The following is a 12,423-nucleotide window of genomic DNA, read 5'->3' as shown; positions in this document are numbered from 1 at the left end:
TGGGCAGCACCTGCCTTACGCAATTGCATTCGGGACGTCCATCCCATGCAGCCATGCCAGCCAATACCTCTTCTTATAAAGCGCTGGGTGAGCAGGATTATCGGAGAAATACCATGTCGTACGCAGTAATTGTTACTGGTGGCAAGCAATACAAGGTCGCCCCAGGTGAATACCTGAAGATCGAAAAACTGGAAATCGCTACCGGCGAATCCGTTACTTTTGATCGCGTTCTGTTGGTCGCCAATGGCGATGACGTGAACATCGGCGCTCCAGTTGTTGCTGGCGCTACCGTTGTGGCTGAAGTGATTTCCCAAGGTCGTCACGATAAAATCCGCATCATCAAGTTCCGTCGTCGTAAGCACCACATGAAGCGTATGGGCCACCGCCAGTGGTACACCGAGATCAAAATCACCGGTATTCAGGCTTAATTTCAGCCTAATTCCTCACTAGGAGAATTGACTCATGGCACACAAAAAAGCTGGTGGTAGTACCCGTAACGGTCGCGACTCAGAAGCCAAACGCCTTGGCGTGAAGATGTATGGCGGCCAGAAGATCATTCCGGGCAACATCATCGTGCGTCAGCGCGGCACCCAATTCCACGCCGGTTACGGTGTTGGCATGGGTAAAGATCACACCCTCTTCGCGAAAATCGAAGGCGTGATCAAGTTTGAAGTAAAAGGCGCTTTCAACCGCCGTTACGTGAGCGTCGTCGCAGCTTAATTGCGCGATCGCTGGAAAAGCCCTGTCTCGCGACGGGGCTTTTTCGTTTGTGGGGTGAGTCTCTTGCAAAGCTGTTTGTAATGGACTCAAGCGCTGGATTTGCGGTCGTTGATTGAGGTCGCTGCGCTCATTTTTGCAAGAGTCTTATGTCTTGGTTTCTTAAGCTCGTCCATGCGACGAGAGGCGTTTTGTTATGAAGTTCGTTGATGAAGTATCCATCCGAGTAAAAGCTGGCGACGGCGGTAACGGTTGCATGAGTTTCCGTCGCGAAAAATTCATCGAAAACGGTGGCCCTAACGGCGGTGACGGCGGTGACGGCGGTTCCATCTACATGATGGCCGACGAAAACCTCAACACCCTGGTCGACTACCGTTACACCCGGCATTTCGATGCCGAGCGTGGCTCCAACGGCGGCAGTACCGACTGCACCGGCAAGAAAGGTGAAGACATGGTGCTGCGTGTACCGGTCGGCACCACGATCATCGACTCTGCCACCCAGGAAGTCATTGGCGACCTGACCAAGGCCGGCCAAAAACTGATGGTTGTGCAGGGCGGCTGGCACGGTCTGGGTAACACCCGATTCAAGTCCAGTACCAACCGTGCACCGCGCCAGACCACGCCAGGCAAGCCGGGCGACCAGCGTGACCTCAAGCTGGAAATGAAAGTACTGGCCGACGTAGGCCTGCTGGGCCTGCCAAACGCCGGCAAAAGTACCTTCATCCGCTCGGTATCAGCCGCCAAGCCGAAGGTCGCCGACTACCCGTTCACCACCCTGGTGCCAAACCTGGGTGTGGTCAGCGTTGACCGCTGGAAAAGCTTCGTGATTGCCGACATTCCCGGCCTGATCGAAGGCGCTTCCGATGGCGCAGGCCTGGGGATTCGCTTCCTCAAGCACTTGTCGCGTACCCGTTTGCTGCTGCACCTCGTCGACATGGCGCCACTGGATGACACCAGCGCACCGGACGCCGCCGAAGTGATCGTCAACGAACTGACCAAGTTCAGCCCGGCCCTGGCTGAGCGTGATCGCTGGCTGGTGCTGAACAAGTGCGACCAGATCCTCGAAGAAGAGCACGAGGAGCGCGTCAAGGAAATCGTCGATCGCCTGGAATGGACCGGTCCGGTCTATGTGATCTCGGCCATCGCCAAAGAAGGCACCGAGCGCCTGACGCGCGACATCATGCGCTACCTGGAAGACCGCGCCGACCGCCTGGCGGCCGACCCGGTATTCAAGGCCGAACTCGCCGAGCTCGACCAGCAGATCGAAGACGAAGCCCGTGCCCAGCTGCAGGCCCTGGACGACCAGCGTGCCCTGCGCCGCAGCGGCGTGAAGTCGGTCCATGACATCGGCGACGATGATTGGGACGAAGAAGACGTGGATGATGAAGATGGTCCGGAAATCATTTACGTGCGTGACTGATCCGTTGCGATAAACTTGAACGCCGCTCCCAGGAGCGGCGTTTTGGTATCCGGGTATACCAGCAGTCACGAATGTAGCCACGAATAACGTTATGGGCGGCGCTGGGTCGCGTGCAGCCCTCAATCTAAGGTTGATGATGATGCGGAGCAAAGTGACAGGTGCGCAGCGCTGGGTCGTAAAGATCGGAAGTGCGCTGTTGACGGCGGATGGCAAGGGGCTGGATCGCGCAGCCATGAGCGTCTGGGTCGAGCAGATGGTGGCCTTGCATGAGGCCGGTGTCGAATTGGTGCTGGTGTCATCCGGGGCAGTTGCCGCCGGGATGAGCCGCCTCGGTTGGACCGCGCGACCCAGCGCGATGCACGAACTGCAAGCCGCTGCCGCCATCGGTCAGATGGGCCTGGTGCAAGCCTGGGAGTCCAGCTTTGGCGAGCACGGCCTCCACACGGCGCAAATCCTGCTGACCCATGACGACCTGTCCGACCGCAAACGTTACCTCAACGCCCGTAGCACCCTGCGCGCCCTGGTGGAGCTCAAGGTGATCCCTGTGATCAACGAGAACGACACGGTGGTCACCGACGAAATCCGTTTCGGCGACAACGACACCCTGGCCGCGCTGGTGGCCAACCTGGTGGAAGCCGACCTGCTGGTGATCCTCACCGACCGCGACGGCATGTTCGACGCCGACCCACGCAACAACCCCGATGCCCAACTGATCTACGAAGCCCGTGCCGATGACCCGGCGCTGGACGCGGTGGCCGGCAGTGTCGGCGGCGCCCTGGGTCGTGGCGGCATGCAGACCAAGCTGCGTGCAGCGCGCCTGGCCGCGCGTTCCGGTGCGCACACCATCATCGTCGGCGGGCGCCTGGAGCGTGTGCTGGATCGCCTCAAGGCAGGCGAGCGCATCGGCACACTGCTGTCGCCGGAACGCGGCATGCTGGCGGCGCGCAAACAGTGGCTGGCCGGTCATCTGCAAACTCGTGGCACTTTGGTGCTGGATGATGGCGCCGTATCAGCGTTGTCCCAGGGCAACAAGAGCCTGCTGCCGGTGGGCGTCAAGTTGGTGCAGGGCAGCTTCCGCCGTGGCGAGATGGTGGTGTGCGTGGCACCGGACGGTCGTGAGATCGCCCGCGGCCTGGCCAACTACAGTGCCCTGGAAGCACAGAAAATCATTGGGCAGTCGTCTGATGCGATTGTCGGTCTATTGGGTTACATGGCGGAACCGGAACTGGTGCACCGCGATAACCTGATCCTGGTTTGAACGAAAGGAATACACGATGCGTTTGATGAAGGGATTGCTCGGCCTGCTGTTGGCCATGCCATTGCTGGCCTCGGCCGAAGAAATTGGCCAGGTGTCGACAGTGTTCAAGTTTGTCGGCCCCAACGACCGGATTGTGGTCGAAGCGTTTGATGACCCCAAGGTCGACGGCGTGACTTGCTACCTGTCCCGCGCCAAGACCGGCGGCGTGAAGGGTGGTCTGGGCCTGGCTGAAGACCGCGCCGAGGCATCGATTGCCTGCCGTCAGGTCGGCCCGATTCGCTTCAAGGGCGAACTCAAGGACGGCGACGAAGTATTCAAGGAGCGCACCTCGCTGGTGTTCAAGACCATGCAGGTGGTGCGCTTCCTCGACAAGAAGCGCAATACCCTGGTGTACCTGGTGTACAGCGACCGTTTGATCGAAGGCAGCCCGCAGAACGCCGTGACGGCGATTCCGATTTTGCCGTGGCCGACCGCTCAGTAATCCGCAGGCGAGTTTTGTAATCGGCGTCTATGATTGCAGGCTTGCGGGTTGTAATCTCGAAGTGCCGCAATGCGAAGAACATGGGATATCTGGAGTTCGTCATGAGTGCTTTCCACGACCTGAAACTCAAAGCTTTGGACGGACAAGAGCTGCCATTGGCGCCCTACAAGGGGCATGTTGTGCTGGTGGTCAACGTGGCGTCCAAATGTGGCCTGACCCCGCAATACGCTGCGTTGGAAAACCTCTATCAGCAGTACAAGGGCCAGGGCTTTACCGTGCTCGGCCTGCCGTGCAACCAGTTTGCAGGGCAGGAACCGGGCACCGAGGAAGAAATCCAGGCGTTCTGCAGCCTCAACTACGGAGTGACCTTTCCGTTGGGCAGCAAACTGGAGGTCAATGGCCCTGATCGTCATCAGCTGTACCGCTTGCTGGCGGGCGAGGGCGCCGAGTTTCCGGGGGATATCACCTGGAATTTCGAGAAATTCCTGCTGGGTAAAGACGGCCGGGTGCTCGCACGATTTTCGCCGCGCACTGCACCGGATGACCCAACGGTCGTTCAGGCCATCGAAAAAGCCTTGAGCTAACACTCCGGCAAAAAGGGGCTTTTGTGGCGAGCGGGCTTGCCCCGCGTTGGGCTGCGTAGCAGCCCCAATAACCTCGCCGCGGTTTTCCAGGCACTCCGAGGCTAATGGTTTTAGGGCCGCTTCGCGCCCCAACGCGGGGCAAGCCCGCTCGCCACAACAAGCCCGCTCGTCACGGGTTACTAGCGACAACCGGGTTCTCCGGCTTTTACCCCTTAATCACCCAGATCAATAGTGCTACTCGGCACCGCGCACTCCCCATATTATCCACATCATAAATTCCCTCTCCAGTGGAGTGCTCCCATGCCTGTCCAAGCCTTGTTCAAACCGTTCCAGCTCGGTGCACTGCAACTGTCCACCCGTGTGGTCATGGCGCCGATGACTCGTTCGTTTTCCCCGGGTGGCGTACCCAATTCCAACGTTATCGAATACTACCGCCGCCGTGCAGCCGCCGGTGTGGGCCTCATCATCACCGAAGGCACTGTGGTCGGCCACCAGGCCTCTAACGGCTACCCCAACGTGCCGCACTTCTACGGCGAAGCGGCCTTGGCCGGCTGGAAGAAAGTCGTCGATGCGGTGCACGCCGAAGGCGGCAAGATCGTCCCGCAGCTATGGCACGTGGGCAGTGTGCGCCGTATCGGCACCGAGCCTGACGCCAGTGTGCCGGCCTACGGCCCGATGGAAAAACTCAAGGATGGCAACGTGGTCGTCCACGGCATGACCACCCAGGACATCAAGGACGTCATCGCCGCCTTCGCCCAAGCCGCCAAGGATGCCCAAGGCATCGGCATGGACGGCGTGGAGATCCACGGCGCCCACGGCTACCTGGTGGACCAGTTCTTCTGGGAAGGCAGCAACCAGCGCACCGACGAATACGGCGGCAGCCTGGCCAACCGTTCGCGCTTTGCCATCGAGCTGATCCAGGCCACCCGCGCTGCCGTGGGGCCGGACTTCCCGATCATTCTCCGCTTCTCCCAGTGGAAGCAGCAGGACTACACCGCGCGTCTGGTGCAAACCCCCGAGGCGCTGGGTGAATTCCTCAAGCCGCTGTCTGACGCCGGCGTGGATATTTTCCACTGTTCTACCCGTCGCTTCTGGGAGCCAGAATTTGAAGGCTCCAACCTCAACCTCGCTGGCTGGACGCGTCAACTCACCGGCAAGCCGACCATCACTGTCGGCAGTGTCGGCCTGGATGGCGAGTTTCTGCAGTTCATGGTCAACACCGACAAGGTCGCGCAACCGGCCAGCCTGGAGAAACTGCTGGAACGCTTGAACAACGACGAGTTCGACCTGGTCGCTGTCGGCCGTGCCCTGCTGGTTGACCCGGATTGGGCCGTGAAGGTACGCGAAGGTCGTGAGGGTGACATCCTGCCATTCAGTCGTGAGGCGTTGACGACTTTGGTGTAAGCGGCGAGAGGACGGGCGGCACCTGCTCGTCCTCGCATACTCCGCGTAACTGGTTCTCGAACTGCTCGATAATCGCCGCCCAGCCCTGGCGGCTCGCATGCTGGCGGGCATTGAGCCGCGCCCGGCGTAACGTCTCGCGTTCTTCCAGCAGCCAGATGGCCGCATCACAAAACGCGTTCTCATCTCCGGGCATCGCCAGCACGCCGTTGTAGCCATGGCGAATATGCTGGGTGGCGGCAGCCTGGTCGTACGCCACCACACCGAGCCCGGAGGCCATGGCTTCCAGTACCACATTGCCGAAGGTTTCAGTCAGGCTGGGGAACAGGAACAGATCCCCCGAGGCATAGTGCCGAGCCAGTTCTTCGCCGCGCTGGGTACCGCAGAACACTGCGTCGGGCAACTCGCGCTCCAGCAGCGAACGTTGCGGACCATCGCCGACGATGATCAGCTTCAATCGGCGCCTTGGGTAAGTATCCTGCACGGCATCAAAGCAACGCTTGAGCAGGCCGAGGTTCTTTTCCTGGGCCAGGCGCCCCACATGCAGTACCGCAATATCGTCGTTTTCCAGGCCCCAGCTTTCACGCAAGGCATTGTCTCGCTTGACTGGGTGAAACAGCTGGCTGTCGACCCCGCGCGACAACATCCCCAGGCGTTCGAAATGCCGACGTTCCAGCTCCAGGTGCTGGCTGGCGCTGGGCACCAGGGTCAAGGTCGAACGGTTATGAAACCAGCGCAGGTAGTGCATGACCACGCGACTTAACAGGCTCAGACCGTACCTGTTGGAGTATTGCTGGAAGTTGGTGTGAAAGCCGCTGACCACGCTGATCCCCAGGCGCCGCGCCGCGCGCAGTGCCGACAACCCCAGTGGCCCCTCGGTGGCGATGTACAGCACGTCGGGCCGCTGGCGTGTCCAGCGTCGCAGCAATTTGTGCATCGACGACTGACCCCATTGCAGGCCCGGGTAACCGGGCAACGGCCAACCTCGGCACAGCAGCAATTCGTCGTCACTGGGCCGGCTCTGGTCGATGCCTTGGCGTGGGCGTACCAGTTCAACCTGATGGCCGCGCGCGCGCAAACCGTCGCACAGGCGGCCAAGGGTATTGGCCACCCCGTTGATCTCTGGCGGGTAGGTTTCGGTGATCAGGGTGATGTGGAGCGAGGCTGTCGTCATGACCCACAGTGTCGCTGTGGGCCATGTCGTCATTGTGTCATCGAGATGATGGATTTATGACTGGGTCACTTTGGGCACGGCCATCGCCTCGGCGCCTTGCTCGCGCACCCAGAACAATGTCGCCCCTGCCACTGCCGCCGGCATCATCAGCAGGTTGACCACCGGCACCAGCAGCACCAGGTAGACGCTGCCGCCGAAGCTCATGCTCTGCCAGCGTTTCTGGCGCAGCCAGGCGAGCATTTCGTTCCAGCCCAGCTTGTGGTTGTCCGCCGGGTAGTCGATGTACTGGATCGCCATCATCCACACACCGAACAGCAACCACAGTGGCGCAGCGACCAGGTTGACAACCGGAATGAACGACAGGATAAACAGGCCGATGGCCCGTGGCAGGAAGTAGCCCAGCTTGCGCATTTCCCGGGCCAGGGTGCGTGGGACCATTGCTGCAAGCTCAGCCCAACTGAACGGCGGGAAGTCATCGGTGCCACGCACCACCACTTCAACTTTCTCCGCGAGAAAGCCGTTGAACGGCGCGGCGATGATATTGGCGAGCATGGTGAAGGTGAAAAACACCATCAGTACCACCAGCACCACAAACAGCGGCCATAGCAGGTAATTTAAAAAGCTCAGCCAGCCTGGCAGCGTCGGCATCAAGGTGTCGACCCACAGGCTGAACTGATGGCCGGCGAAATAGATCAAACCGACGAACAGCACCAGGTTGATCGCCAGTGGCAGCAGCACAAACAGACGCAGGCCAGGGCTCAACACCAGTTTGAGGCCTTCGCGCAAATACTGCGGGCCGGAAAGAGCAGGGGCGGGCATGGGAAACTCCGAGCAGGATGACGAACGCGCCGACCTTACCGGCTTTGCATTCAGGGCGAAAGCGCTGGCAGTGTGACGACATCAACGGTAACAAAGGCGTCGATTAGTCGGGTCGACTGCATAGAGACCACCTATGAGCTGGATTGTTATTCCGTATTTCCTTAATCTTGCCCCCCTCGATACGCTGCACCCACTATTTTTCAGGGCCTGCGAGTTCAAGCCTTCCCCAAGTGCTTCGTGGTCCCTTTTTTATTCCAGCCGCCTTGTTGTCCGGGCGGTCGATAGGAGTGAGTCATGTCTGATACCCGTCATTCGCGAGTGATTATTCTCGGTTCCGGCCCTGCCGGTTACAGCGCTGCCGTCTACGCTGCCCGGGCCAACCTCAAGCCGTTGCTGATCACCGGCATGCAGGCGGGCGGTCAGTTGACCACCACCACTGAAGTCGACAACTGGCCCGGCGACGTCCACGGCCTGACCGGTCCGGTGCTGATGGAGCGTATGAAAGAACACGCCGAGCGCTTTGAAACCGAGATCGTGTTTGATCACATCAACCAGGTCGACTTCTCGAAAAAGCCTTACAGCCTGACCGGCGACAGCGGCGTGTACACCTGTGACGCGCTGATCATCGCCACCGGCGCCAGCGCCCGTTACCTGGGCCTGCCGTCCGAAGAAGCGTTCATGGGCAAGGGCGTTTCCGCCTGTGCGACCTGCGACGGTTTCTTCTACCGCAACAAGCCGGTTGCCGTGGTCGGTGGTGGCAACACTGCCGTGGAAGAGGCGCTGTACCTGGCCAACATCGCCAGCACCGTGACCCTGGTTCACCGCCGCGAGACCTTCCGCGCCGAGAAGATCCTGATCGACAAGCTGCATGCCCGTGTCGCTGAAGGCAAGATCATCCTCAAGCTCAATGCCACCCTGGACGAAGTCCTGGGCGACAACATGGGCGTGACCGGTGCCCGCCTGAAAAACAACGACGGCAGCTTCGACGAGCTGAAAGTCGACGGCGTGTTCATTGCCATCGGCCACACTCCGAACACCTCGCTGTTCGAAGGCGTGCTGGACGCCAAAGACGGTTACCTGGTGGTGCAAGGCGGCCGTGAAGGCAACGCCACTGCGACCAACATCGAAGGCATCTTTGCTGCCGGCGATGTGGCCGACCACGTGTACCGCCAGGCCATCACCTCGGCCGGCGCCGGCTGCATGGCGGCCCTGGACGCCGAGCGTTACCTTGACGGTTTGAAGGACGCTTCGTTCTGAACCCGTTGAAATGAAAAAAACCGGCGAAAGCCGGTTTTTTTTGCCCGAACCGATCGTTCCCACGCTCTGCGTGGGAATGCCGCCCCAGACGCTCCGCGTCCTAGTGACGGCGCAAGGCTTGGGTCTTGCGCAATGGTGACGCGGAGCGTCACGGGATGCATTCCCACGCAGAGCGTGGGAACGATCATTCAGCGACGGGTCAGCGGCTGTGCGGTGAACTTGACGCCCGCCAGGCCATGCGCGATCAACGCACGGATATTCCCATGGTCACTGCCCTCGGGCGTGGCCAGCACCGAACGGTAATGCTCACCAAACGCCAACAGCGCTTGCTGATCACTCAAACCTTCCAGCAGCGCCAAGCCCAGCGTCTTGCACGAACCTTCGTTCTGTCCGGCAGCGTTTTCCACAGCGCCATTGGTGAAAGCTTGCGGCTGGTAGTCGTAACCGGCGGCGACAAAGGCCAGGGTGTCGGCAAAGACGTGTTCGCCACTGTTGAGGCTGGCGCGCAGGGTGTTCAGGTCAATCATGGGTTTTTCCTTTGGCGAACGCTGCCTGTTGGTCGGCGCTGGCTTCTTTCTGGTATTGGGCTTTCCACTCGGCGTACGGCATGCCGTACACCACTTCACGGGCGTCATCGAGGCTCAGTTCGATCTGGCGCTCGTCGGCCTCGGCCTTGTACCACTTGGACAGGCAGTTGCGGCAGAAGCCGGAGAGGTTCATCAGGTCGATGTTCTGCACATCCTTGCGGCTGTCCAGGTGCGCCACCAGCCGGCGAAAGGCGGCGGCTTCGAGTTCTAGGCGTTGTTGGTCGGTCATGGTGGTCTCTTCGAGACAGCTTCAAGCGGGTTGGCTTCAAGCTGCAAGTTGGAATACGTGTGGGTTCTAGCTTGAAGCTAGCGGCTAGCGGCTAAAGTAATCGAAACCGACTCGGCAAAGCGCAGCGCATGGGGCTTGTCGACTTCGACTTCGGCGTACAGCACCGATTCGTTGCTCATCACCAAGTCCAGCAGTTCCTGGGTCAGGCGCTCCAGCAGGGCGAAGCGGTTGCCTTCCACATGGGCGATGATCGCCTTGGTGATGGTGCGGTAGTTCAGTGCGTGGTCGATATCGTTATCGCGCACGGCTTCCTGCGCGGCATACAGGATGGTCAGGTTGATCAACACATCCTGCTTGTTGAGGATCTCATCCTCGTTGATGCCGATAAAGGTGCGCAGGCACAGGTCCTTGACCCGGATGCGCGCCATGCCTGGTTGAAGTTGTGGCATTGCTACTTGCTCCGTCCAATCAGTTGCAGGAACTCCATGCGCGTGGTGTTCGACTCGCGGAAGGCGCCGAGCATCACCGAGGTGTTCATGGTTGAATTTTGTTTTTCCACGCCGCGCATCATCATGCACATGTGCTTGGCTTCGATTACCACGGCCACACCGGCGGCCTGGGTCACGTCCTGGATGGCGTCGGCGATTTGCCGCGTGAGGTTTTCCTGGATTTGCAGGCGCCGCGCGAACATGTCGACAATGCGCGCCAGCTTCGACAGGCCGAGCACCTTGCCGGTCGGAATATAGGCCACGTGGGCCTTGCCGATAAAGGGCAGCAGGTGGTGTTCGCACAGCGAATACAGCTCGATGTCCTTGAGGATCACCATCTCGTCGTTGTCGGAAGCGAACAGCGCACCGTTGACGATGGTTTCCAGGTTCTGCTCATAGCCATGACACAGGTACTGCATGGCTTTGGCGGCGCGCTTGGGGGTGTCGAGCAAGCCTTCGCGCTCTGGGTTTTCGCCCAGGCCCTTGAGGATCTCGCGGTAGTGGTGGGGCAGGGATAAGGTCATACAACATCCTCACAAACGGCTTACTTGATATGCCGCCCGCCGTTGACGGTCAGGGTGGTACCGGTGACATAGGGGTTGTCCAGCAGGTAACGCAGGCTCTGGTAAATCACCTCGGGCCCGGGTTCGATGCCCAGTGCCGACTTGGCCAGGACTTTGGTGCGGTAGGCCGCGTCGTCGCCGTCGTTGAACATCACCATCGCCGGGGCGATGCCGTTGACCTTGATCAGCGGCGCAAACTGCGCGGCAAACGACAGCGTGAGGCTGTCGAGCCCGGCCTTGGTGGCGCAGTAGGCGATGTGCTGGCGGCTGCCCTTGCGCACGACGTCATCGCTGATATGCACGATATCGGCAGGTGTTGAGCGTTGCAGCAAGGGTGAACAATGCAGGTTGATCAGGTACGGCGCAAGCATGTGCACGCTGAACATGTCGGTAAACGCTTGGCTTTCGTCGCCTGGGGTTTCTGCAACCCAGGCCGAGGCGTTGTGGATGATCGCACGCAAGCGTTGGGTGTGTGTGTTCAGCTCAGCGATAAACGCCAGAATCCCGGCCTCGCTGGAGAAGTCGGCAAATACACCGATTGCACCGCGCTCGCGCAACGCTTGCACGCCAGGGCGTTCGCTGCGGTAGCTGAAAATTACCGGCTGCCCCTCGTCCAGCAGGCGCTGGGCGCAATGCAGGCCGACGCGCTGGCCGGCACCGGTGATCAGGATCGGGGCAGGAGTGGAATTCATGGGGGGCTCGAATCGCTGGCAGACTGAAACTATACCAGCGACCGACCGTCCCTGTACTCACGCGGCGGCTTCGGCGACCTTGCGCGGTGGTGGCGTGGGATGCAGCCAGTTGGCCAGCAGGTGCGTCGACAGCGGGATAAACCAGTAAACCATCAGCGGCGTGAGCGCCATTGTGCTGACCAGCACGCGCGGGAACAGCTCCAGCTCGCTGAGCAGCGGGTTCAGGACGAAATTGAACAGCAGCGACACCGGGAAAAACGCCAGCCAGATCGCCACCGCCTGCTTCCAGCGCGGCGGTCGCGCACCCACGGCACCGAACCATCCATCGATGCCACGCACGCGATGCTCGGACGGGTCGGCAAACAGCTCGCTGCCGCGGCTCAACCACGTGGTGCGCGACGCGGAAAACTCCCAGGCATGCAGGGTCTGTTCGTCGGCGAAGCGGAAAATGATCTGGAATTCATCGTCATGGGGCGGCGGAGCGAGCACGCCTGAGCCCAGGTAACCGGGGAAGTCCGTGGCCAATTGCTCGCCTTCGCGCAGCCAGGCCATCAAGTCTTCGTAACGACCTTTGGCCACGCGACGCGCAACCATCAAGGTGACGGGAGAGGTAGACATTGTGTATCTCCAAATATACGAGTGCGCTGAACCGGGTAGGTGGCGCACGAACGAGGCTGCGGGGTGTTGCAGCGACGTAGAAAAAACAGGCAAGGATTATTCCTGTTTTGCAAAAATACGCCAGACACTTTGGTC

The 12,423-nt window shown here is 60.3% G+C and carries 16 protein-coding genes; 8 read left to right on the top strand and 8 right to left on the bottom strand.

The annotated features are described in order from the left end of the window. Positions 1–113: 113 nt before the first annotated feature. The 7 genes from rplU to ACR52_RS08315 all read left to right on the top strand — a co-directional run bounded on the left by rplU (position 114) and on the right by ACR52_RS08315 (position 5,864). Entirely contained in the window at positions 114–428 is a 315-nt protein-coding gene (gene rplU / locus ACR52_RS08345; protein ID WP_003230856.1) for a 50S ribosomal protein L21, read from the top strand. A 34-nt stretch (positions 429–462) separates the two neighbouring features. After that, positions 463–720, top strand: coding sequence for a 50S ribosomal protein L27 (rpmA, locus tag ACR52_RS08340; protein WP_003176049.1), 258 nt, complete (start codon positions 463–465; stop codon positions 718–720). 193 nt (positions 721–913) lie between these two features. Further along, on the top strand, positions 914–2,137 hold the full coding sequence (cgtA, locus tag ACR52_RS08335) for an Obg family GTPase CgtA (RefSeq protein WP_048722908.1): 1,224 nt from the start codon (positions 914–916) through the stop codon (positions 2,135–2,137). 139 nt (positions 2,138–2,276) lie between these two features. Further along, positions 2,277–3,395 carry a glutamate 5-kinase gene (gene proB / locus ACR52_RS08330; RefSeq protein ID WP_048722906.1) on the top strand — a complete coding sequence of 373 codons (1,119 nt, stop codon included), beginning with the start codon at positions 2,277–2,279 and terminating at the stop codon, positions 3,393–3,395. Positions 3,396–3,411: 16 nt separating this feature from the next. Beyond that, a complete protein-coding gene (locus tag ACR52_RS08325) occupies positions 3,412–3,876 on the top strand; it encodes a CreA family protein (RefSeq protein WP_048722903.1) in 465 nt (154 codons plus the stop codon). A gap of 101 nt (positions 3,877–3,977) precedes the next feature. Then, the gene (locus tag ACR52_RS08320) at positions 3,978–4,460 is read left to right on the top strand and encodes a glutathione peroxidase (protein ID WP_048722902.1); all 483 of its coding nucleotides are present in this window, start codon (positions 3,978–3,980) and stop codon (positions 4,458–4,460) included. Between the two features lie 300 nt (positions 4,461–4,760). Continuing rightward, positions 4,761–5,864: an NADH:flavin oxidoreductase gene (locus ACR52_RS08315; protein WP_048722899.1), complete on the top strand. Its 1,104-nt coding sequence runs from the start codon at positions 4,761–4,763 to the stop codon at positions 5,862–5,864. Here the strand turns inward: ACR52_RS08315 and ACR52_RS08310 are convergent. Both ACR52_RS08310 and cysZ read right to left on the bottom strand, forming a co-directional pair. Beyond that, positions 5,833–7,035, bottom strand: a complete 1,203-nt coding sequence (locus tag ACR52_RS08310) for a glycosyltransferase family 4 protein (protein ID WP_048722898.1) — start codon at positions 7,033–7,035, stop codon at positions 5,833–5,835. The two genes, ACR52_RS08315 and ACR52_RS08310, sit on opposite strands and share 32 nt — an antisense overlap. Positions 7,036–7,089: 54 nt before the next feature. Continuing rightward, positions 7,090–7,854 (bottom strand): sulfate transporter CysZ, encoded by a 765-nt coding sequence (gene cysZ, locus ACR52_RS08305; RefSeq protein ID WP_048722896.1) that lies wholly within the window; start codon positions 7,852–7,854, stop codon positions 7,090–7,092. A gap of 294 nt (positions 7,855–8,148) precedes the next feature. Between cysZ and trxB the strand changes: the two genes are divergently transcribed. Then, the gene (gene trxB / locus ACR52_RS08300) at positions 8,149–9,111 is read left to right on the top strand and encodes a thioredoxin-disulfide reductase (protein ID WP_048722895.1); all 963 of its coding nucleotides are present in this window, start codon (positions 8,149–8,151) and stop codon (positions 9,109–9,111) included. 188 nt (positions 9,112–9,299) lie between these two features. Here trxB and ACR52_RS08295 read toward each other — a convergent pair whose 3' ends face one another. From ACR52_RS08295 to ACR52_RS08270, 6 genes are all read right to left on the bottom strand, one after another. Further along, positions 9,300–9,638 (bottom strand): HopJ type III effector protein, encoded by a 339-nt coding sequence (locus ACR52_RS08295; protein ID WP_048722894.1) that lies wholly within the window; start codon positions 9,636–9,638, stop codon positions 9,300–9,302. Continuing rightward, positions 9,631–9,927: a DUF1244 domain-containing protein gene (locus ACR52_RS08290; protein ID WP_048722893.1), complete on the bottom strand. Its 297-nt coding sequence runs from the start codon at positions 9,925–9,927 to the stop codon at positions 9,631–9,633. The genes ACR52_RS08295 and ACR52_RS08290 overlap by 8 nt, the downstream gene beginning before the upstream one ends. A 77-nt stretch (positions 9,928–10,004) precedes the next feature. Further along, complete coding sequence (gene folX, locus ACR52_RS08285; protein ID WP_003194073.1) at positions 10,005–10,376, bottom strand: dihydroneopterin triphosphate 2'-epimerase; 372 nt, start codon at positions 10,374–10,376, stop codon at positions 10,005–10,007. A gap of 2 nt (positions 10,377–10,378) precedes the next feature. Further along, positions 10,379–10,939: a GTP cyclohydrolase I FolE gene (gene folE / locus ACR52_RS08280; protein ID WP_048722892.1), complete on the bottom strand. Its 561-nt coding sequence runs from the start codon at positions 10,937–10,939 to the stop codon at positions 10,379–10,381. A 20-nt stretch (positions 10,940–10,959) separates the two neighbouring features. After that, a complete protein-coding gene (gene folM / locus ACR52_RS08275; protein WP_048722891.1) occupies positions 10,960–11,670 on the bottom strand; it encodes a dihydromonapterin reductase in 711 nt (236 codons plus the stop codon). A 57-nt stretch (positions 11,671–11,727) separates the two neighbouring features. Then, entirely contained in the window at positions 11,728–12,288 is a 561-nt protein-coding gene (locus ACR52_RS08270; RefSeq protein ID WP_048722889.1) for an antibiotic biosynthesis monooxygenase, read from the bottom strand. Between the last annotated feature and the right edge of the window lie 135 nt (positions 12,289–12,423).

The sequence above is a fragment of the Pseudomonas fildesensis genome, assembly GCF_001050345.1.
Classification (GTDB): Bacteria; Pseudomonadota; Gammaproteobacteria; order Pseudomonadales; family Pseudomonadaceae; genus Aquipseudomonas; species Aquipseudomonas fildesensis.
Note: the sequence above shows the minus strand (reverse complement) of the source record. Positions and strands in the feature narration are given on the sequence as shown.